This is a genomic window from Spirosoma harenae (genome assembly GCF_054776975.1).
Window position 1 is genome coordinate 16,908 of the sequence record NZ_BAAHBD010000020.1, and the last position, 20,626, is coordinate 37,533.

Annotated in this window: 20 protein-coding genes; 12 read left to right on the plus strand and 8 right to left on the minus strand. The window is 46.7% G+C overall.

Annotated features, from left to right (window positions below; translation table 11 throughout):
* Position 1: 1 nt before the first annotated feature.
* Positions 2–1,066, minus strand: coding sequence for a sensor histidine kinase (locus ACYVE4_RS22255; protein ID WP_461042453.1), 1,065 nt, complete (start codon positions 1,064–1,066; stop codon positions 2–4).
* 164 nt (positions 1,067–1,230) lie between these two features.
* Here ACYVE4_RS22255 and ACYVE4_RS22260 point away from each other — a divergent pair, with 164 nt between their 5' ends.
* The 5 genes from ACYVE4_RS22260 to ACYVE4_RS22280 all read left to right on the plus strand — a co-directional run bounded on the left by ACYVE4_RS22260 (position 1,231) and on the right by ACYVE4_RS22280 (position 5,928).
* Positions 1,231–1,758 carry a hypothetical protein gene (locus ACYVE4_RS22260; protein ID WP_461042454.1) on the plus strand — a complete coding sequence of 176 codons (528 nt, stop codon included), beginning with the start codon at positions 1,231–1,233 and terminating at the stop codon, positions 1,756–1,758.
* A 102-nt stretch (positions 1,759–1,860) separates the two neighbouring features.
* Positions 1,861–3,051, plus strand: a complete 1,191-nt coding sequence (locus ACYVE4_RS22265; RefSeq protein ID WP_461042455.1) for an argininosuccinate synthase — start codon at positions 1,861–1,863, stop codon at positions 3,049–3,051.
* The gene (locus ACYVE4_RS22270; protein ID WP_461042457.1) at positions 3,048–4,241 is read left to right on the plus strand and encodes a glycosyltransferase family 9 protein; all 1,194 of its coding nucleotides are present in this window, start codon (positions 3,048–3,050) and stop codon (positions 4,239–4,241) included. Before ACYVE4_RS22265 ends, ACYVE4_RS22270 begins: the two co-directional genes overlap by 4 nt.
* A gap of 169 nt (positions 4,242–4,410) precedes the next feature.
* Entirely contained in the window at positions 4,411–5,394 is a 984-nt protein-coding gene (gene argC / locus ACYVE4_RS22275; protein ID WP_461042458.1) for an N-acetyl-gamma-glutamyl-phosphate reductase, read from the plus strand.
* 21 nt (positions 5,395–5,415) lie between these two features.
* Positions 5,416–5,928, plus strand: coding sequence for a GNAT family N-acetyltransferase (locus tag ACYVE4_RS22280; protein ID WP_461042459.1), 513 nt, complete (start codon positions 5,416–5,418; stop codon positions 5,926–5,928).
* Here ACYVE4_RS22280 and ACYVE4_RS22285 read toward each other — a convergent pair.
* The 3 genes from ACYVE4_RS22285 to ACYVE4_RS22295 form a co-directional block, all read right to left on the minus strand.
* Positions 5,923–7,386 carry a gluconokinase gene (locus tag ACYVE4_RS22285; protein WP_461042460.1) on the minus strand — a complete coding sequence of 488 codons (1,464 nt, stop codon included), beginning with the start codon at positions 7,384–7,386 and terminating at the stop codon, positions 5,923–5,925. The genes ACYVE4_RS22280 and ACYVE4_RS22285 overlap by 6 nt on opposite strands.
* Positions 7,387–7,404: 18 nt before the next feature.
* The gene (locus ACYVE4_RS22290) at positions 7,405–8,235 is read right to left on the minus strand and encodes an amidohydrolase family protein (protein ID WP_461042461.1); all 831 of its coding nucleotides are present in this window, start codon (positions 8,233–8,235) and stop codon (positions 7,405–7,407) included.
* A gap of 120 nt (positions 8,236–8,355) precedes the next feature.
* The gene (locus ACYVE4_RS22295; protein ID WP_461042462.1) at positions 8,356–9,210 is read right to left on the minus strand and encodes a fumarylacetoacetate hydrolase family protein; all 855 of its coding nucleotides are present in this window, start codon (positions 9,208–9,210) and stop codon (positions 8,356–8,358) included.
* Between the two features lie 221 nt (positions 9,211–9,431).
* Here ACYVE4_RS22295 and ACYVE4_RS22300 point away from each other — a divergent pair, with 221 nt between their 5' ends.
* The 7 genes from ACYVE4_RS22300 (at position 9,432) to ACYVE4_RS22330 (ending at position 17,823) form a co-directional block, all read left to right on the plus strand.
* Complete coding sequence (locus tag ACYVE4_RS22300; RefSeq protein ID WP_461042463.1) at positions 9,432–10,514, plus strand: M20 family metallo-hydrolase; 1,083 nt, start codon at positions 9,432–9,434, stop codon at positions 10,512–10,514.
* Positions 10,515–10,572: 58 nt separating this feature from the next.
* Positions 10,573–11,928: an alpha-L-fucosidase gene (locus ACYVE4_RS22305; RefSeq protein WP_461042464.1), complete on the plus strand. Its 1,356-nt coding sequence runs from the start codon at positions 10,573–10,575 to the stop codon at positions 11,926–11,928.
* A 97-nt stretch (positions 11,929–12,025) separates the two neighbouring features.
* Entirely contained in the window at positions 12,026–13,006 is a 981-nt protein-coding gene (locus tag ACYVE4_RS22310; protein WP_461042465.1) for a type I phosphomannose isomerase catalytic subunit, read from the plus strand.
* A 121-nt stretch (positions 13,007–13,127) separates the two neighbouring features.
* On the plus strand, positions 13,128–13,454 hold the full coding sequence (locus ACYVE4_RS22315; protein WP_461042466.1) for an L-rhamnose mutarotase: 327 nt from the start codon (positions 13,128–13,130) through the stop codon (positions 13,452–13,454).
* A gap of 139 nt (positions 13,455–13,593) precedes the next feature.
* Positions 13,594–15,507 (plus strand): CocE/NonD family hydrolase, encoded by a 1,914-nt coding sequence (locus ACYVE4_RS22320; RefSeq protein WP_461042467.1) that lies wholly within the window; start codon positions 13,594–13,596, stop codon positions 15,505–15,507.
* Positions 15,508–15,536: 29 nt separating this feature from the next.
* Positions 15,537–16,271, plus strand: coding sequence for an ATP-binding cassette domain-containing protein (locus ACYVE4_RS22325; RefSeq protein ID WP_461042495.1), 735 nt, complete (start codon positions 15,537–15,539; stop codon positions 16,269–16,271).
* Positions 16,264–17,823: an ABC transporter permease/substrate-binding protein gene (locus tag ACYVE4_RS22330; RefSeq protein ID WP_461042468.1), complete on the plus strand. Its 1,560-nt coding sequence runs from the start codon at positions 16,264–16,266 to the stop codon at positions 17,821–17,823. Before ACYVE4_RS22325 ends, ACYVE4_RS22330 begins: the two co-directional genes overlap by 8 nt.
* 79 nt (positions 17,824–17,902) lie before the next feature.
* Here the strand turns inward: ACYVE4_RS22330 and ACYVE4_RS22335 are convergent, their stop codons facing one another.
* The 4 genes from ACYVE4_RS22335 to phhA are packed head-to-tail and all read right to left on the minus strand — an operon-like array spanning position 17,903 to position 20,562.
* Positions 17,903–18,169, minus strand: a complete 267-nt coding sequence (locus ACYVE4_RS22335; protein ID WP_461042469.1) for a hypothetical protein — start codon at positions 18,167–18,169, stop codon at positions 17,903–17,905.
* 16 nt (positions 18,170–18,185) lie between these two features.
* On the minus strand, positions 18,186–19,361 hold the full coding sequence (gene fahA / locus ACYVE4_RS22340; protein ID WP_461042470.1) for a fumarylacetoacetase: 1,176 nt from the start codon (positions 19,359–19,361) through the stop codon (positions 18,186–18,188).
* Positions 19,362–19,364: 3 nt separating this feature from the next.
* Positions 19,365–19,802, minus strand: a complete 438-nt coding sequence (locus tag ACYVE4_RS22345; RefSeq protein ID WP_461042471.1) for a MarR family winged helix-turn-helix transcriptional regulator — start codon at positions 19,800–19,802, stop codon at positions 19,365–19,367.
* A gap of 34 nt (positions 19,803–19,836) precedes the next feature.
* On the minus strand, positions 19,837–20,562 hold the full coding sequence (gene phhA / locus ACYVE4_RS22350; RefSeq protein WP_461042472.1) for a phenylalanine 4-monooxygenase: 726 nt from the start codon (positions 20,560–20,562) through the stop codon (positions 19,837–19,839).
* Between the last annotated feature and the right edge of the window lie 64 nt (positions 20,563–20,626).

The following is a 20,626-nucleotide window of genomic DNA, read 5'->3' on the forward strand; positions in this document are numbered from 1 at the left end:
ATCAGGCCGGAATCAAAGGGATGGCTACGACAAATAGGCCTGCTTCTTCGCGTACAATCGGTTGAGGTTGCCCCAGCATTTTATATTTGGTCATAATATTCGACAGTCCCACACCATTCGAAACAACTCCCTGCTTCTTTTGTTGCAAATTGTTGGTTATCAGTAGGTTGCCTATTTTGTCGGTGCATATTTCAACAGTCAGCGGCTGGCTCGTCTGCACAATATTGTGCTTAACGGCATTCTCCACCAACAGTTGAAGCGTTAGAGAGGGAATCTGATAGGTATTAAATTGGGGGTGTATATTCGTAATAAACTGAAATCCAGAGCCGTATCGTGTTTTAAGCAAATGGGCGTAAGAGTGAATAAAGTCTAATTCTGTATCTAGCTGAATTAAATCCTGCTCATTAGCCCGAAGAATATAGCGGTACACAGAGCTTAATTCTTCCGCAAAGATCTCAGCCTGTTGAGGATTCTCGCCAATAAGTGCGATCAGGGAGTTCAGACTATTGAAGAGAAAATGTGGGTTGACCTGTGTTTTTAAGACGTTTAACTGATTTAACAAAGCCTCCTGCTTATACATTTCAGTCGCTATACTATTCTCCCGCCATTTTGTAAGCGTATAATAGAGTTCGTAAATACAAAGCGAAATAATGTTGGAGCCAATGCCTATCCAGAAAATAATAACTTGACTGGAATACGGAGGCTGAAAATTAAAATAGGGAATCAATCGGTAAACGAAAAACGATATGACTGACGTAGCTATCGTGAGTACAACAAAAACTGGGAACTCAAGCGCCATGCGTAGGGGCGTTTGCGATAACTCAGGATACCGATGGGTGATTCGACGGATAATGGCTGTCTGAAGAATTAACAGTGTTGTGCAAACTGTGTATGAATTGAGTGAAGCAATCAAGAATATGCGCCAATCCGAAAAATAGCGATCGCCAAGCCAAACGTAGTTACCTAGCGGAACTGTCCATGAAACCAAACCGAGTAAGATCCAGATGCTCTGCGTCGGAAAATTGATACCGGGAAATGTAGACCGCCAACGGGTTAGGTATAACATAAGCTTATCAGCAAAAGCTGACTAAGGACTTTATGGTAAACTGCAATGACGAATATCCGCAATTATTTTAAGTCGCTCAATAGTTATGTTTGTTAAATTCGATCCTATTGCCCAACATAGACCTATTGGGCAACGATTTCAACCTGTGTGACTATATACGATCTATGCCAGCTCCTAAACGTAAAGTTGTTGTTTCGCTTGATACCTATCTGAGTGTTCTTGCCGTTGTTTCCAGTTTTTGCGCAATCGGGATTACGTTATATCAGGCATACTTGCAGAGAACAGAACAGTATGCATCAGTGATGCCTATTCTAAAATGTCTGAATACCAATAAAGTGGAAGGTGGTGGCTATGCGTTTATTTGTGTAAACAATGGTCTTGGCCCAGCCTTTATTGACGAAGCAACGTATATATATGAGGATAAATCGTATTCATCCATTGACGACATTATAAAATTTTTACCAGAAGATTCAACCTTAAATACGAGTAATGTAGGCAAAGGCTGGGTTATTCCCCAGGGGGAGCGAGTTGATATTTTACAGATTATTGGTAAAAAAAACGCAGCCATTATGCGGCAGAAGATCGGAAACGGCAATTTGACGGTCAAATTTGTTTATAAGTCAGTTTATGGTCAACGTTGGCGTATGACGTATCCCGCTAAGCTCAATGAGGTGAATGTAGAGATAAAGTAGTGTTTGGAAGAATACGCGCAAGTTAACCGCAAAAGCCCGATATTTGCGGCTCCAAAACTAGACTGATAGCCAGGCAATCCGTTGTTCGGCGTCTTTTATCCGATGTCTCAAAAAGTAGTTCTTGCCTTTAGTGGAGGTCTGGATACCTCCTTCTGCGTTAAATATTTGTCTGAAGACCGGGGTATGGAGGTATACTCGGTGCTGGTCGATACGGGCGGTTTCTCCGATGCCGAACTCAAAGCTATTGAAGAGCGGGCGTATTCGTTAGGTGTAAAATCACATAAAACGATCTCGAAAACCGACGATTACTATCAGCAATGCCTGAAGTTTCTGGTATTCGGTAATGTCCTGAAAAACAATACGTATCCACTCAGTGTCAGTGCTGAACGTATCTTCCAGGCCATTGCCGCTGCTGAGTATGCTCGTGAAATTGGTGCATCGGCTATTGCACACGGTAGCACAGGAGCGGGTAACGATCAGGTTCGCTTTGATATGGCGTTCCGGATTATTGCGCCCGATGCCGAAATCATCACGCCAATTCGCGATCTGCGATTGTCGCGCGAAGCTGAAATCGAGTACCTCAAGGAGAAAGGTGTTGATCAGGAATGGCACAAAGCGGCTTATTCGATCAACAAAGGCCTTTGGGGAACATCGGTAGGCGGAAAGGAAACCCTGACTTCCGATCAATTCCTGCCCGAATCGGCCTGGCCAACGCAAATCACGAAAACCGAGCCTGAAACCATTACGCTGACGTTCCAGCACGGTGAAATTAAGGGCGTCGGTGATGAGAAATTTGCCAATCCAGTCGATGCGATTCGTAAACTCACTGAACTCGCCGGGCCTTTTGGTATTGGTCGCGATATTCACGTAGGCGATACGATTATCGGAATCAAAGGGCGCGTTGGCTTTGAAGCTCCCGCTCCGTTGATTCTCATCAAATCGCACCATACGCTCGAAAAACATGTATTGGGCAAATGGCAATTATACTGGAAAGAGCAACTGGCGAACTGGTACGGTACGATGCTCCACGAAGGTCAATTTATGGACCCGGTAATGCGAAATATCGAAACCTTCCTGGCTGATTCACAGGCGCATGTATCAGGGAAAGTCCACGTGTTGCTGGCTCCTTACCGGTTCCAGGTGCTGGGTATCGAATCGGATCATGATCTAATGTCGTCGAAATTTGGTTCTTACGGTGAAATGAATAATGCCTGGACCGGCGACGATGTACGTGGCTTCTCGAAAGTGGCGTCCAACCAGGTGATGATCTACGAGAAAATCAACAATCAGTGATCGGTAAATCCCGAAAATACTGTGCTCCCCGGAGTATTGGTTATCCATTACAACTGCTGGATGTAGTGGTTGACCAATACGCTCGGGGGGCCTATAGTCGCCGAAACTACGGAGCGATCAATACCGACGCACCCGAAATTCTGATCATGATGTCGGGGCATCTGGGCGATGCTCTGATTTTGTCGTATGCCTTTCCTATTATTCGAGAAAAGTATCCGAAAGCGCAGATTGATGTGCTGGCCGGTAGCTGGTGCGATCCGATCTGGAAAGACAATCCCTACATTCGGCGGGTCATCCATCTGAATCACATACGAACGAGCCGTCGACCTTTGTCGAAGTTGGAGAAATGGCAGGAATTTTACCGGACGACGAAATCAGCCATAAAAAGCCTTCACGATACGGTTTACGACTATTCAATTGATGTTCGGTTTTCGGATTCGCCCATGCATTTTGTCTTGCCCTATCTGAAGGTGAAGCGTAAAATTGGCTACGGAACTCGCGGGTTCGGGGGATTGCTCGACGACGAGTTTTTCATGCCCGATGAGGAAGTCCATAACTTCGACCTGATTCTCAACTTACTGGAGCCTCTGGGAATCAAAGCCGATTTACGAAACGTAAAGCCCTATTTCTTCCATCCGTCAACGTCGTTCGAGGCCGTATGGACTAAGTTGGCGGTTCCTGTTCCAACACAAAAAATCATTTTAATTTGCCCTGAATCGGGTGCTGACGTGCGAATGCTCTCCAGAGATTACTGGAGCCAACTGATCACCCGGTTGTTAGCCGAAAGCACAAATCCGGTGGTTTTCAGCGGCCAAAAGGCATTTACCACGGAGTTATACGAACAGGTACGGAATGAGAATCCGACGGCGAGTGAACGATTGATTTCGGCGGTGGGTAAATTGACTTTGCAGGATGTTGCTAGTCTGAGCGAACAAGCCAAAGCTGCTTTCACGCTGGATTCATTGCCCATGCACTTATGCTGTATCAGCTGCCCAACGCTCTCGTTTCAGAAAAGTGGTATGGGCATCCAGTTTTTCCCGATTTCCATACAGCCGACGCTGGTTATACACGATCATCGACTCAGTCAGTCACTTACGCTGGATCGGCCAGGTTTTTCGAGTGAATATGTGACTACGTTCGACGAGGCTGTTCTGGATCGGGCAATACAATGGTTTCGGAAAATAAACTAAGCGTTGAATCCGTGGACTGTGTCCTCACAGTCCACTTTGCCGGATGGTTACCTCTGGCTGGCGCGTGGGTGGACTGTGAGGACACAGTCCACGGAAGAGGAGTTGGCGCAGGTCAATTTCGCAAAAGAGAATATGAATCAATCCCTGTAGCGGCACGTTACGAAGGAATATGGAGAAAATTAACGTTGGTATAATTGGCGGGGCAGGCTACACAGGTGGCGAACTGCTTCGTATTTTGATTAATCACCCGTTTGTAAATGTGGCTTTTGTACATAGCAAAAGTCAAGCGGGCAAACCTGTCTGGTCAACGCATACGGATTTACTGGGCGATACAGATTTGACCTTTTCGGGCGAAGAGTCGGCCGAACTCATGACGCATGAAGGCCTGGACGCGGTTTTTCTGTGCTCTGGTCATGGGGCTTCGGCTACATTTATGGCCGATCATGAGGTTTCCGACGATATTGCGGTTATTGACCTCAGCGCTGATTTCCGGGATGAACACGACGACTTTGTGTATGGCTTGCCCGAACTCCAGCGGGAGCGTATTCAGGAAGCGACGCGAATTGCCAATCCGGGATGTTTTGCCACCAGCATTCAACTGGCGTTGCTACCGTTAGCCAAAGCCGGAAAGCTGATTAATGATGTCCAAATTAGCGCCATTACGGGCAGTACGGGTGCTGGACAGGCATTGGTTCCAACAACAGGATTTACCTGGCGAAACAACAATGTATCGATCTATAAAGCGTTTACGCACCAGCATTTAGCCGAAATTCGCCAAAGCCTAACGCAACTCGAGCCAGATTTTAAAGCGGCTATTAACTTCGTACCTTACCGAGGTGATTTTACGCGAGGCATTATGGCTAACGTGTATACACCTTTTTCGGGAACGCTGGATGAAGCCAGACAACTCTACAAAACGTATTACGAGAACCATCCGTTTACCCATGTAAGCGACGCTTCTATCGATGTAAAACAGGTGGTGAACACAAATAAGTGTCTGCTTCATCTGGAAGTACACGATGGTCAATTGCTGATTACGAGCGTCATTGATAATCTGACGAAGGGAGCATCAGGACAAGCCGTTCAGAATATGAATCTGGTATTTGGTTTGCCTGAGGACACCGGTTTACGGTTGAAATCGGTGGCGTTTTAAGCTGGAAATTGGCGTTCTCGTATGTTCGAAACCGACCGGTTACTGCTGCAAAAGTTTACGGTTGACGATGCCCCCTTTATGCTGGAGCTGCTGAACACACCAGCTTGGCTTACGTTTATCGGTGACCGGGGTGTCCGGACGATTAGTGATGCCCGGCAGTACATTCTGGATGGCTCTATCCGAAGCTATAATCAGCATGGATTTGGCCCGTATCTGGTCAGGCTGAAAGCGGATGGCCAGCCGATTGGGATGTGTGGCTTGTTCAAACGCGATACCCTGGACGATATGGACATCGGGTTCGCTTATTTACCTGAGCATATTGGTAAAGGCTATGGACTGGAAGCGGCAACGGTCGTGATGACTTACGCCCGTGATGTGCTGGGCGCTACTCGTATTGTAGGCATTGTTGATCCGAAAAATGTTGCTTCCATTCGACTGCTCGAAAAGTTAGGGCTGACTTTCGAACGAACTGTTCTTCTAAATGGACGTACGGAAGAGTCGTTGTTATTTGCCAAGCTTATTCAGGAATCATAAGCGGGCGAGGGCGGCTTGCCACTTTTTAAGTGCTTTCTGATAGAGTCTGTGTCGCGTTACATTCGGCTCAAATGTTTGTCCAAAGGCGACGCGATCAGCGGCTTCTTCCAGCGTTTTTACAATTCCAACGGCTTTCATTGTCAATAGAATAGCGCCCATTGACCCGCTTTCATTGCTGGCATTGAGCCGAACGGGAACGCCCGCCATATCGGCAAGCATCTGCACCCACAGACTTGATTGCGCAAAACCACCATTGGCATGAATCACGCGCGCAGATCCTGTATAATCAATAAGTAGGTCATTGATGCTGAGGAGGTTAAATAAGACTCCCTCCAGTGAAGCCCGGATAAAATGAGCGCGTGTATGGAGCCAATCTACCTGCAAGTACGCTCCTCGTACGGATGCATCCCACAAAGGGGCCCGTTCACCTTGTAGGTAGGGGAGGAACAATAAGCCATCAGAACCGGGAGAAATGGATTCGGCTTCGGTCAAAACAGTTTCGGTTTCCTGATGGGTCAGTTTTTCAGATACCCATTCCAGTACGTTTCCGCCATTGTTGGTTGGGCCGCCAACTACATAATGTCCCTCGTCAAGATAGTAGCAAAATAGTCGGATTTCAGCATCCCGAAGCGGTTTTCGAACCGTTTGCCGAATAGCCCCACTGGTGCCTATAGTGAGCGTAGCGGTACCGCGTTTGATAGCCCCAGCGCCCAGATTTGCCAGGCAACCATCAGACGCACCAATCAACAGCGAAACACCAGCGGGTAATTCTGTTGCTTTGGTTTCAGAACGAGGTTGGTACGTTTGCTGGTGCGTTGTTGGAACGGGTATTGATAGTTGATCGGGCCGAACGCCCGCATAGTCCATTGCCTTTTTACTCCATTCCCGATTGCTTTCGTTGAAAAGGCCGGTTGCGGTGGCTATCGAATAATCGATCTCGAAAACGCCGGTCAACTTATACCACAAAAACTCTTTGATTGACCCGAAATGCGCCGTTCGGTGCAGAAATCGAGGATCGTGCTCGCGAAGCCAGGCCAATTTGCATAACGGAATCATCGGATGCAGGGGCGTTCCGGTCTCTTTGTAAATGGCTTTCCCTAGATCGGCCTGTTTGGTTCGGAGGTCGGCAGCCTGCGCTTCCGCACGATTATCGGACCAGAGGATCGCATTTCCGAGGGGTTTTCCATCAGCATCCATGGGTAAGAGGCTGTGCATGGCCGTACAGAACGCAACGTGCGTAATCGTATGATTTCCCTTGTTCAGTTCCCGAACCACTTCCGCGATCACCTGCTCAAACGCCGACCAGATTTCGGCCGGGTCTTGTTCGGCGTAACCCGGTTTTGGGTTAAGCGTCGTAAGGGGAGCCGACGCATGCGCCAGAATCTGACTCAGATCGGCTGGCATCGCCAGGGCTTTTACGTTCGTTGTACCGACATCAACACCAACAATACAATCCATAAAATAAGGCTGGTCTGGCTACGAATCTAGCCGATAAAAGGAAATTGCATTTTCGCCGAATACTTTCGCCCGAACTTCGTTGCCCCAGGCACTAACGTATTCTTCGACCAGCGTTTTTACTTGAGTATAACTCGCAGCAACCAGGCAAACAGGCCAGTCAGAACCAAACATAAGCCGGTTGGGTCCGAATTGTTCGAACACAACATCGAGATACGGATAGAAGTCTTTTTTGCTCCATTTACGCCAGTCGGCTTCGGTTACCATGCCCGACAGTTTGCAGGATACATTCGGATGTTTGGCGATCTCCGTCATGAAGTTCGACCAGCGATTGATTTCCTGTTTCTTGATATATGGTTTCGCCAAGTGGTCAATCACAAAGTTTACTTCAGGAACGGCTCGTACGAGTTGTAAAGCAGCTTTGAGTTGGGTTGGGTAAATCAGAATATCATACGTCAGACCAAAATTCGCTAACTGGCGAATCCCCTCAATCACGGTTGGCCGCGCCAGAAAATCGTCGGGTTCGGCCTGGGCAACGTGTCGATATCCCTTGATTTCGGGGTGTTCCGATAAAGCCGTTAATCGCTCCGGCAACTGCGACGACTGTAAATCGACCCACCCCACAACACCTTTCACGATGTCGTACGATTTAGCCAGATTGACCAGAAACAACGTTTCTTCTTCAGACTGCGACGCTTGTACGGCTACGCAGCCATCAATGCCATTCTGATTCAGAACGGGTTCTAAATCAGCAGGTAAGAAATCGCGCTGAATCACAGCCATATCGTCCGTAATCCAACTGTCACGAACAGGGTCAAAATGCCAGAAATGCTGGTGAGAATCGATAGTCATAACCGGGATTTGTGGGATTGAAATGATTAAGCTGATTTTGTTTAATCTATCCAGTTTCAAAAAGTGATTGGATAGATTAAACAAAATCAGGCCAATCTGTTAAATCATAAAAATCCTGGTTCAGACGAATGCGACCGCTGTTTGTTTTTGCGTACCTAGTCCTTCGATACCTAGTTCGACAACGTCGCCCGGTTTTAGGAAACGCTGTGGTTTTAAGCCCATACCTACGCCAGCTGGAGTTCCCGTGGAAATTACGTCGCCGGGGAGTAAAGTCATGAACTGGCTTAGGTAGCTGACGAGCGTTGGTACGTTGAAAATCATGTCGTCCGTATTGGAGTTCTGCAATTGTTCGTCGTTCAACTTAAGCCACAACGGCAAATTATTCGGTTCAGGAACTTCATCTTTTGTAACCAGATAGGGGCCTAGCGGGGCAAACGTGTCGGCACTTTTCCCCTTCACCCATTGACCACCACGCTCTAATTGCCAGGCGCGTTCGCTATAATCGTTGTGAACAGCGTAACCGGCGATATAATCCATCGCGTCCTCTAATTCAACGTAACTGGCTTTTTTGCCGATAATAATGGCTAATTCAACTTCCCAGTCTGTTTTTTCGGATCGTTTCGGAATTACCACGTTATCATTTGGACCAAGAAGAGCTGTTGTTGCTTTAAAAAACACTATTGGCTCAGCCGGTACGGGCGCATTGGTTTCGGCTGCGTGTTTGGCATAGTTTAAGCCGATGCAAACGATTTTGGATGGGCGCTTAATACAAGGGCCAAAACGCTGATCAGAAGCTACTTCAGGGCAGGTATGCGCATGAGCCGTAAGCCAGTGAGCCAGTCGTTCGGGGCCATTACTAGCGAAAAACGACTCATCGTAATCTTCGCCAAAATGCGTTACATCGATGTGTTGACCGGAGGGTAAAACAACGCCGGGGTGTTCGTGGTCGGGCGAGCCGAAGCGGAAAAGTTTCATGCGAAAAATGTCAGATTTTTGATAAAAGGGTGGGCATAGCCGTTTATAACCATGCTCATTACGATCCAATGTAGTTGCTGACGAACGGGTAAAGATAGGATTGGTTTCCCATTTTGCGCCAGTTGATATCCGGAAATATGACGACTTAACGTATCCGTAAAACCTTATTGACGGTTGGCTGTTAATTAACCATGTATCTTTGAGTGAATAACCTCCATTCTATGATTCAACTCACTGACCCGATCCAGCAATCGACACTGGCAGCCGATGCGCTTGATTTGCTTAAACGCTTGATTGCAACCCCTTCGTTTAGCCGTGAAGAGGTACATACAGCGGAACTCATCGAATCATTTTTTCGGGAAAGACAGATTCCATTTGAGCGATTAAAAAATAACATCTGGGCGCGGAATCGCTATTTTGATCCGGCAAAACCAACGTTGTTGCTCAATTCTCATCACGATACGGTTAAACCCAATAAATCCTGGACGCTTGATCCATTCACGCCAATCGAACAGGATGGAAAACTGTTTGGCCTGGGAAGTAATGATGCTGGTGGTTGTCTGACTTCGCTGCTGGCTACGTTTGTCTATTTCTACGAACGGCCTGAAATGGCCTATAATATTGTGATGGCGGCCACGGCCGAAGAGGAAATTTCGGGTCGTGAAGGTCTGGAACTTGTGTTGCCTTTATTACCTCCCATCGACTTTGCTATTGTTGGTGAACCGACCGAAATGCAATTGGCGATTGCCGAAAAAGGATTGCTGGTATTGGATTGCACGGCGCATGGCGTCAGCGGTCATGCCGCCCGCGACGAGGGTGACAACGCTATCTATAAGGCAATCAGGGATATTAACTGGATTACGACGTATAAATTCCCCAAAGTGTCGCCTACGCTGGGACCGATCAAATTATCGGTGACAATCATCAATGCGGGTACGCAACACAACGTTGTTCCCGATACCTGCACGTTTACAGTTGATGTACGGGTGACGGAGCAATACACGCTCGAAGAGATTATTGAAACCATTCAGGCCAATATTCAATCGGAAGTAAAACCGCGATCAATCCGACTGAAACCCTCCAGTATTCCGGCCGATCATCCGATTGTAAAAGCAGGCCTTGCCCTGGGCCGACATACGTATGGTTCACCTACTACCTCCGATCAGGCTCTGTTAAATTGTCCGTCACTCAAATGCGGTCCTGGTCATTCGAGTCGATCTCATTCGGCTGATGAGTTCATTTATATTCGGGAAATTGAGGAGGGCGTACGTGGTTATTGTCAAATGCTGGAGCAGATTCTTTAATCTTTTACTACATTCGGCTCCCCAACGTATCATTAAACCCGCTTTACAACTCATATACATGCGCGTTTCCTGCTTACAAATTAGTTTCGTGCTTCTGCTGATCGGTACGTTTGCCTATGCCCAACCCAAACCGACAGTTCGCCAACTCGCCTGGCAACCGCTCGAAACGACCGCTTTTCTACACTTCACAGTAAATACATTCACCGACAAGGAGTGGGGAGATGGTACCGAAAGTCCGGCCATTTTCAACCCAACTAAACTTGATGCCCGTCAGTGGATTAAGGCATTGAAAGAAGCTGGTTTTAAACTAGCGATCATTACAGCAAAACATCACGATGGTTTTTGTTTATGGCCGTCGAAAATGACCGAACATTCGGTGAAGAACAGCCCATGGAAAGGCGGAAAGGGCGATGTTGTGAAAGAAGTGGCTGATGCCTGCCGCGAATTCGGGTTGAAATTCGGTGTTTATCTCTCGCCCTGGGATCGCCATGAACCCAAATATGGTACGGCTGAATACAACGATTACTACAAGAGTCAGCTACGTGAATTATTGACCAACTACGGACCGATTTCGGAAGTTTGGTTCGATGGAGCTAAAGGCGAAAATGCCAAAGATATGACCTACGATTTTGCAGGTTATTGGGCGTTAGTGCGCGAATTACAACCTAATGCCGTCATGTTTTCGGATGCGGGTCCGGATGTACGTTGGGTAGGAAATGAAGCCGGAAACGCAGGCGAAACCTGTTGGTCCACAATTAATACCGATGGATTAGCACCCGGAAAAGCCGATTCTAAATACCTCAATCGGGGCGATCCGGCTGGTAAACAATGGGTGCCCGCCGAGACGGATGTGTCGATTCGTCCGGGCTGGTTTTACCATCCGGCAGAGGACACGAAAGTTCGTTCAGCGAAAAATTTGGTCAATCTGTATTATCAATCCGTTGGCCGAAATAGCTTATTATTATTGAATGTACCGCCCAATCGTGAAGGGCTTTTTTCGGAACCCGATCTGGCAAGTTTGAAAGAGTTTCGAAGTATTCTGGACGAAACGTTCAAAACGAATCTGGTCGCAAAACCGCCAAAACCAAAGCTGACGGACGGAAAACTAGGTACTTTCTCAACCGTTTCGGCGAATCAACCAATGATTATCGATCTGACTGGCGCACCTTCTTTTGATCGGATATCAATTCAGGAAAATATTGCTAATGGCCAGCGGATTGCTAGTGGTCGAGTTGAGTATTGGGATGGTAGCGACTGGCAGCCGCTGCAAACCTTTACAACGGTAGGCTACAAACGATTGCTTCGTTTTCCAGCTGTAAAATCGTCCCGATTACGTTTGTTTATTACCAATTCCAACGGACCAGTCGAACTGGCTGAAGTAGGTGTTTATAAAGCATCCGATCGGGAAAATTAATATTTACCAGACTCCTGTCTATTGACTAACAAATGACCAATTTTGCCGGTTAATCTGGCATTCATATTAGTTTATTATCCATTCTTTGACTCTACTCATGCTGTATCCGCTAACGTTCGAGACTATTTTTAAAGATAAAATTTGGGGTGGCCAGAAAATCAAAACCATTCTGGAGAAAGATTTTTCACCGTTGCCAAATTGTGGTGAAACCTGGGAAGTCTCTGATGTAGAAGGCAATGTGTCGATTGTAAAAGAAGGTAGTTTACAGGGTAAATCGCTACACGAACTAGTCGAGCAGTACAAAGAAAAACTGGTTGGAAAGCACGTTTACGAGCAATACGGCAACCGATTTCCACTATTGGTAAAATTCATTGATGCCAATGATGATCTTTCTATTCAGGTTCACCCTGATGACGAACTGGCGAAAAAGCGCGGTACCGGCTTCGGCAAAACCGAGATGTGGTACATCATGCAGGCCGACGAAGGTGCCAAACTCAATTCGGGCTTCAATCGGGAATTGACGAAAGAAGAGTATGTAAAAGCGGTTGCCGACAATACAATTCAGGACTTACTCAACATCGAAACCGCTAATCCTGGCGATGTATTTTTCCTGCCTGCGGGCCGCGTTCACTACATTGGGAAAGGTTTATTACTAGCTGAAATCCAGCAGACATCTGATACAACCTACCGAATTTATGATTTCGATCGTGTCGATGCGACGACGGGGCAAAAGCGTGAATTGCACACGGAATTAGCTGTCGATGCGATTAACTACCATCACTACGATCATTATAAAACGCAATACGATAAGAAAGTAAACGAAGGCGTCAATGCCGTAACCAGCGATTATTTCGTAACCAACGTACTGAATTTCAACGAGGAAGTTGCGCACGATTACACACATATCGACTCGTTTGTTATTTTAATCTGCGTGGCTGGCGGTTTAACGATCGAAGCACCCGGCGGCTACAGCGTTTCGCTCAAAATGGGTCAATGCGCACTCATTCCTGCTTCCATCAACAACGTAACCCTCGTTCCCGACGGCGATATGACCGTACTGGAAACCTATGTGCCGTAGTCTGAACCTGAACCGGGATTTACGGGATTGAACTGATTAAGCTGATTTTGTTTTCGCTTCAAAGAAGCGCTTATTTACAAAATCAAAGTCAGTAAGTAAAATCAAATAAATCCCGGTTCCGATGCGCTATTGCCTTGCCCTTGACTTAAAAGATGATCCCACGCTGATTGCTGAATACGAGCGCTATCATGAACGACTTCGGCCTGAAATCGAAGCCAGTATTCGTGAGTCAGGTATCACCGAAATGGAAATCTACCGGATCGGAAATCGGCTGTTCATGATCATGGAAACCGATCATACCTTCTCTTTCGAGGCTAAATCGGCTGCTGATGCGGCTAATCCGAAAGTGCAGGAATGGGAAGCCCTGATGTGGCAGTATCAGCAATCTCTCCCTATGGCGAAACCCGGTGAAAAATGGGTACTGATGAATCAGATTTTCAAGATGTAATCTCTCAAAATTTATAAACTAGCTTAAGGGCTAGTATTTACAAACGCCCGCTCCAGTTGGGCGTTTTTTGTTCGTGTTTCTCCGATAGTCCAGAACGCCTATCTTTACGACTGTCTATATCTCTTAGCTTATCAACCGTATGAAATACTGGCTTTATACCTTCATCGCACTCACATTCATCCTGCCCACTTATGCGCAACTTACGACCGCAGGGACGTTTGTTCGGGATAATTACCAGAAGTTTGACTATAAAATCCCGATGCGCGACGGGACTAAATTGCATACACACGTCTATGTCCCTAAAGATGCCTCAGCGACGAACAAATACCCGTTTATGATGCAGCGGACGTGCTATAGCGTAGCTCCGTATGGCCCCAACACCTATCCGAATCAACTGGGTCCATCCAAAACGCTTATGGGCGATAAGTATATTTTTGTGTACCAGGATGTTCGCGGCCGATGGGCATCCGAAGGCACCTGGACAAACATGACCCCGACGGTGACAGATCAGAAACCGGCTCCCGTTGCGAAAGGAAAAAAGCAAGCGACGAAGCCAGTCAGTAGTACGCTCGTCGATGAAAGTTCAGATACGTACGATACGATTGAATGGTTATTGAAAAACGTTCCGTACAACAACGAACGGGTAGGGCAGTGGGGAATTAGTTATCCTGGTTTTTATACAATTGCTGGAGCTGTAGCGGCCCATCCGGCGCTCAAAGCGTCGTCGCCACAAGCCCCTGTATCAGATTTTTTCTTCGATGATTTTCACCACAATGGTGCGTTCATTCAGGCTTATATATTTACGTATCCCGTGTTTGGTGTGCAGCATCCGGCACCGACAACGCAGCCGTGGTATAATAGTCAAATGATTAAAACCGGTACGAACGATGGCTTCCAATGGCAATATGACTTGGGTCCGTTGAAAAATGCGGATAAGTACTACAAAGACAATTTTTATTGGCAGGAAACTGTCAATCACCCGAACTATGACGAGTTCTGGCAGAAACGGAGCATTATTCCACACCTGAAAAATATCAATCACGCAGTAATGACCGTAGGTGGCTGGTTCGATGCCGAAGATTTATATGGCCCGCTCAACATCTATAAAACCGTCGAGAAAAATAATCCTAATACGTATAACACGCTGGTAATGGGACCGTTCGGGCATGGGCGCTGGTCGGTCGAAACGGGCCATACGATGCATAGCAATGTCTATTTTGGCGATAGTATTGCCACGTTTTATCAGCGCAATATTGAAGCGAAATTCTTCAATCATTTTCTGAAAGGGGCGGGCGATGGTAAAACCGGATTACCCGAAGCGTATCTGTTCAATACGGGAAAAAATGAGTGGAAAACATTCGATAAATGGCCTGCTGCGAATGCCCAAACGATGCAGTTTTACTTATCAAACAACGGGCAATTGGCGCAACAAGCAGGGAATGCTTACTCTGAATTTGTCAGTGATCCGATGAAGCCAGTGCCTTATTCGGAAGATATTACGACGTTTCAGGGATTCACGCCATTTAATTACATGTCGGAAGATCAGCGATTTGCAAGTCGTCGACCAGATGTACTCACCTTTCAGACTGATGTATTGACAGACGATCTGACCTTGGGGGGCGAAATCATGGCGAAGCTCAAAGTGAGTACTTCGGGTACCGATGCCGATTGGGTTGTCAAACTGATTGATGTGTATCCACCCAACGAACCTAATCATCCGTATATGCCTAACCGCAACATTACGCTGGGTAATTACCAGCAGATGGTTCGTTCGGAAGCTATGCGTGGACGATTCCGCAACTCGTTCGAGAAACCAGAACCATTCAAACCCGGCGAAGTAACGGACGTAAATTTCCGGTTGCAGGATGTATTGCATACGTTCAAAAAGGGCCACCGGGTTATGATTCAAGTCCAGAGTACATGGTTTCCGCTGATTGACCGTAATCCGCAGAAATATGTGGAGAATATTTTCAAAGCAGATGCGGCTGATTTTCAGAAAGCAACGCATCGCGTGTATGATAATTCAGTGATTGAAGTTCAGGTATTGAAATAATAACGCAGCAAATGAAGTCGACAGAGCAGATGATTGATATTCAGGGGCTGACGAAACAATTTGCTACGCATACTGCTGTCGACGATATATCCCTGACTATTGCGTCTGGCGAAACGCTGGTTTTGTTAGGAACGAGTGGATGTGGTAAAACCACAACGCTTAAAATGATTAATCGACTGATTGAGCCGACTCATGGCTCAATTCGTGTAGGAGGTGTTGATGTTCTGCAACAACCGGCTCATGAACTTCGTCGCCGAATTGGCTACGTGATTCAGGACGGAGGCTTATTTCCACATTATACTGTTGCTGAGGCCATTGCAACTGTTCCGAAATTACTCAACTGGCCGTCTGTTGATAGTAAAGAACGAACCCAGGAGTTGATGGCTAAACTCCGATTGCCCGAAACAATTTTAGCGCGTCATCCGGCGGAATTAAGTGGTGGGCAACGCCAGCGAGTAGGGTTGGCACGGGCGTTGGCTGCCCGGCCATCTGTTGTGCTCATGGATGAGCCGTTCGGCGCCCTTGACCCCTTCACTCGCAAGCACGTTCGGCGGGAGCTATTTGGATTGAATGAACTGAAAGAAACAACAGTCGTACTCGTTACCCATGACGTTAGTGAAGCCTTGGAATTGGCTGACCGAATCGCCCTCATGGATGCAGGGCGAATTATACAAATGGGACGACCTAAGGAGCTAATAGAGTCGCCCATCTCTGATTTTGTCCGGGATTTTCTGGACGATAAACCGCATCGCCTGAATGACTGATTTCTTTCTCTTCATCCGTGACCAGGCCGATAAATTGCTGGAACAGACCCTAACACACATCGGGCTGACGGCGATTTCACTGCTGATAGCGCTGCTGATTGGTGTTCCGTTGGGCATCTTAATCTCGCGTTATACACGATTGGCAAGTAGTATTCTGGGTATTGCTGGCGTGTTGCAAACGGTACCGAGTATCGCTTTGCTGGGGTTTTTGATTCCGTTACTCGGCATTGGTATAGGACCAGCTTTAGTCGCTCTTTTTCTGTATGCGTTGCTACCAATTATTCAAAATACGTATGTAGGTATTACGGAAGTAGAGGCTTCGATAAAGGAAGCAGCAAAGGGAGTAGGAATGACGGAACGTCAGCTATTAATCAACGTTGAATTGCCGCTGGCTTTGCCGGTTATTTTCGCGGGGATTCGTACGGCAGCCGTAATCAATGTGGGTGTTGCTACGTTGGCGGCTTATGTAGCAGCCGGAGGGCTAGGCGAATTTATTTTCAGTGGTATTGCGCTCAGTAACACGAATATGATACTGGCGGGAGCGATTCCGGCGGCATTATTAGCTGTTGGATTCGATCTTGGATTAGCCCGGTTACAACGATTATCGACAAGGAAACTTCGTATTGGAGTGGGCCTTTTTATTCTATTGATTCCAGCATTATCCAGTTTTTATTGGATTTCGGGTAGACGAGATAAGCTAGTAGCTGGCTTTGCACATGAATTTTATGGACGGGCCGATGGCTATCCTGGTTTGCAAAAAACATACGGTCTGCAACTCAATCCGCGTTTGATTGACCAGAATCTGATGTATGAAGCCATTCATCAAAAACAGGTCGATATCATCAGCGGCTACTCGACGGATGGGCGAATTAAGGCCTTTGATTTAATAGTTTTGACCGATAATCGCCATGCGTTTCCACCTTACGCGGCTGCACCTGTCATTCGACAGCAAGCTTTGGATCGTTATCCTGATCTTGGACCAGTCTTGAATCAGTTGGCTGGGGAATTGACGGATTCGATAATGACGGCTTTGAATTATCGGGTCGATTATAAAAAAGAAGCGCCAGCGATCGTTGCGCGGGATTTTCTAAAGCAAGTCGGTTTATACAAAATACCCGCTTCAGGCAATCGAATAGAAACGGTTGTGATGGGATCGAAGGTATTTACAGAACAATACATTCTGGCCGAAATTTATCGGCAACTTATTGAAGGACAGACACCATTACGAGTCGTAACAAAAACCGGCTTGGGTGGTACGCAAATCTGTTTCGACGCTTTGCGCACCGGTGGAATTGACCTTTACCCTGAATACACGGGTACGGGTTTGCTGGTCATTCTTCAACCAGCTAAGTCTGTTTTGGCTAGTTTGTCTATGGAATCCGATTCAATTTATCGCTTTGTAAAAGATCAATTCCAGCAGAAATATAAATTGAGTTGGTTGCAGCCGCTTGGATTCAACAACAGCTATTGCCTGATGATGCGACGAGAACAAGCGCAGCAGCTAGGCATCCAATCCATTCAGGATTTGGTGAGCTACCTTAATCGGAAATAATTAACGAAAACTAAAACGGCTTAATTAGTCATCTTTGTCGTCCTGACTCCAGGGAAGGATGACAAAAAAATAGTTGCTATCAGACTTGTAAGAGCGTTAGCCAAGCTTCGTTTATGTTATTCTCAGAAAGCAATTGTTTAGCCCGAAGGTGAAGCAAATCAGGTAAATACTGACAACCATACCGAGCTTCGTCAACTAATTCATTCAAAACGCCCGACGCTTTATAACTAGCTAATTCCTCAGGTGTAGGCAGATTAGAAATGGTGCCTAACTTTTCTAAATCATCTTGCGATAAAATAGCGCTATTGCGAATTGACGCTGGAATCTGATTGTTGGTTGTACTCATTTCAGCATGAGTTAGTTCAGGAATAAATCGTTCCTTTTACACTATCCAGAGCAATTGATCCGCGCTTATTTCGACCGTTCCCCCGGAAAGTAATCGTATCGCCATCGGCCAGGAATGTTCGACTTACCGATTCAGATAGATGCAACGGACGTTGACCATTCCAGCTTAGCTCGAGTAAAGAGCCGTAACTTCCTGGAGTTGTACCTGAAATGGTCCCGGTAGCCAGTACATCGCCGATCGCCAGGTTGCAGCCGCCAACGGTATGATGTACAATCATTTGGGCAAAACTCCAGTACAAATACCTTGTGTTCGTACGGCTGATACAGACTTCCTCCTCATAATCAGGCTGTAGCCAGACCTCCAGATCAAGATCGAAATGACCGGGTGCTAACGTTTGCAGGTAGTGGAGTGGCTGTGGCTCCTGCACTGGACCTGCGATTCGAAACGGTTCCAATTCCTCAAATGGAATCACCCAGGCCGACATGCTAGAGGCAAAATTTTTACCCAAGAATGGTCCTAACGGTTGATATTCCCATCGCTGAATATCACGTGCCGACCAGTCGTTGAACAAAACAATGCCAAAAATGTAGTCTTCCGCTTTGTCTATTGGAACAGGGTTTCCTAATGGATTTGATTTGCCAATAATCAATCCCAATTCCAGTTCGAAATCCAGGGCTTGGGTTGGACCAAAAACCGGTTTTTTATCCGCATTCAGAAAAGGTCCACTAGGCCGATGAATCGATGTGCCAGAGACTACAATAGATGATGCGCGGCCGTGATAAGCTACGGGAATATGTCGGTAATTAGGTAATAATGGATCACCATCGGGGCGAAACATACGGCCTACATTTTCGGCATGGTGAATCCCCGCGTAGAAGTCTGTGTAATCGCCAATACGAACGGGTAAATGCAGTTGCGCCCGCGACTCGTGGATAAATACCTGATCGTGAATAGCCACAAATGCCTGATTATTATCATCTAATAAGTCAGTAAGTCGCTGACGGATAGCCTGATGGTATGCTTTACCGAGCGCGATAAAGTCGTTCAGAAACGGCTGAGCAAAAACACTCGAGTCAATATTGAGATCGGCAAAATAGCCCAACAGCGCCACGACTTCCAGATCGAGAATACGGTCGCCGTGCTTTAGTCCGACGCGAGGGCTGGCAATATCGTAGCTGAAAATGCCGTACATACGCTACTCACTTATATTACTGTAAATCGAGTCCATAATGCGTACGAAGTGCTGATAATCCTCATCGCTTAGATCACCCCAGCCTTTGCGTCGCATGGCCGATACTGCAGGCAACACTTCATGGTATTTTGCTTCGCCAATTTCTGTCAGATACACCAGAAATTTCCGCCGATCGGTATCCGTCATCCGTCGTTCAGTCAGCCCTTTTTGCGACAAAAGATCAATGATTCGGGTAACGGTTGGCGCATCTTTTGTTGTCATCTCCGAAATCGTATTCTGGCTGATGCCTGGATTGCGATAAAGGTGATCGATCACAACCCACTGATCGACAGTTAGATCGAAACCTGCATCATTGAACTGTTTTTGCAGGGCATTTCGAATTTTCTTGATTGTCGTATCAATCTTGAAAAAATAAGCACGCGTATCGGATGGATGCGTCATGAGGAATTGATAAGAAAGGACAAAATTAGCCAATCTATGCAACTAACAATCGTTCCAGCAATTCCTCAATTTGGGGTATGGAATGATAAAGCTGCTCAAACGACTTGATGACGAAATATTGCTCCTGAAAATGATCAATAATGTAGGGCGTTTTCAAGAGCGTTTCAACGTCATAAGGAAGCCGTTCAGGGTGAGGGCTATACAAGCTGTATGTTGTTTCGCCAACCGACGATAAAATACCTCCCCCATAAATTCGCAGCTTATTATCTTCCTGAATCAGACCAAATTCGACGGTGTACCAATACAATCGCGAAATCATCGCGATGGCTTCTTCGCTTTCGATATGATCCAGGGCAATTCGGCTAAGTGCGGCTAAAAAATCACAAAAAGCCTGATTCGACAGCATCGGAACATGTCCAAACGTGTCATGAAACATATCCGGTTCAGGCAGGTATTCCAGTTGGTCGCGCCGACGGAGCCAGGTTGTTGCCGGAAAGTTTCGATTGGCCATCGGCTCGAAAAATTCCCGATTCGGGATCAATCCGTCCACCGGATAGACGTGCCAACCCGTAAGACGCTTCAGCCGTGGATTCAAATCTCGATTAAAATCAGGAATCCGATCCGCCCGAAACCCCGTGGCTTCAATACCATCCAGATAAGCCTGGCTAGCTTTGCCGGGTAACTGCTCCATCTGCCGCTCGAACAACAACCGCCAAACGGCCTGGTCGTCAGCGGTATATTTAGAATAGGTTTGGTTCATTTTAGTGATAAGTTATGAGTGATAAACGGTCCGCCGTAGCGGTGATGAGTAGCTGACGCTTTAC

Coding starts and splice junctions, on each gene's coding strand:
- fahA (WP_461042470.1), bottom strand. CDS start 19,361: ATGTACGGCATTTTCAGCTACGATATTGCCAGCCCTCGCGTCGGACTA.
- ACYVE4_RS22330 (WP_461042468.1), top strand. CDS start 16,264: ATGACTGATTTCTTTCTCTTCATCCGTGACCAGGCCGATAAATTGCTG.
- ACYVE4_RS22255 (WP_461042453.1), bottom strand. CDS start 1,066: ATGTTATACCTAACCCGTTGGCGGTCTACATTTCCCGGTATCAATTTT.
- ACYVE4_RS22320 (WP_461042467.1), top strand. CDS start 13,594: ATGAAATACTGGCTTTATACCTTCATCGCACTCACATTCATCCTGCCC.
- ACYVE4_RS22280 (WP_461042459.1), top strand. CDS start 5,416: ATGTTCGAAACCGACCGGTTACTGCTGCAAAAGTTTACGGTTGACGAT.
- ACYVE4_RS22310 (WP_461042465.1), top strand. CDS start 12,026: ATGCTGTATCCGCTAACGTTCGAGACTATTTTTAAAGATAAAATTTGG.
- ACYVE4_RS22265 (WP_461042455.1), top strand. CDS start 1,861: ATGTCTCAAAAAGTAGTTCTTGCCTTTAGTGGAGGTCTGGATACCTCC.
- phhA (WP_461042472.1), bottom strand. CDS start 20,562: ATGAACCAAACCTATTCTAAATATACCGCTGACGACCAGGCCGTTTGG.
- ACYVE4_RS22260 (WP_461042454.1), top strand. CDS start 1,231: ATGCCAGCTCCTAAACGTAAAGTTGTTGTTTCGCTTGATACCTATCTG.
- ACYVE4_RS22345 (WP_461042471.1), bottom strand. CDS start 19,802: ATGACGCATCCATCCGATACGCGTGCTTATTTTTTCAAGATTGATACG.
- ACYVE4_RS22305 (WP_461042464.1), top strand. CDS start 10,573: ATGCGCGTTTCCTGCTTACAAATTAGTTTCGTGCTTCTGCTGATCGGT.
- ACYVE4_RS22290 (WP_461042461.1), bottom strand. CDS start 8,235: ATGACTATCGATTCTCACCAGCATTTCTGGCATTTTGACCCTGTTCGT.
- ACYVE4_RS22335 (WP_461042469.1), bottom strand. CDS start 18,169: ATGAGTACAACCAACAATCAGATTCCAGCGTCAATTCGCAATAGCGCT.
- ACYVE4_RS22325 (WP_461042495.1), top strand. CDS start 15,537: ATGATTGATATTCAGGGGCTGACGAAACAATTTGCTACGCATACTGCT.
- ACYVE4_RS22300 (WP_461042463.1), top strand. CDS start 9,432: ATGATTCAACTCACTGACCCGATCCAGCAATCGACACTGGCAGCCGAT.
- ACYVE4_RS22315 (WP_461042466.1), top strand. CDS start 13,128: ATGCGCTATTGCCTTGCCCTTGACTTAAAAGATGATCCCACGCTGATT.
- ACYVE4_RS22295 (WP_461042462.1), bottom strand. CDS start 9,210: ATGAAACTTTTCCGCTTCGGCTCGCCCGACCACGAACACCCCGGCGTT.
- ACYVE4_RS22285 (WP_461042460.1), bottom strand. CDS start 7,386: ATGGATTGTATTGTTGGTGTTGATGTCGGTACAACGAACGTAAAAGCC.
- argC (WP_461042458.1), top strand. CDS start 4,411: ATGGAGAAAATTAACGTTGGTATAATTGGCGGGGCAGGCTACACAGGT.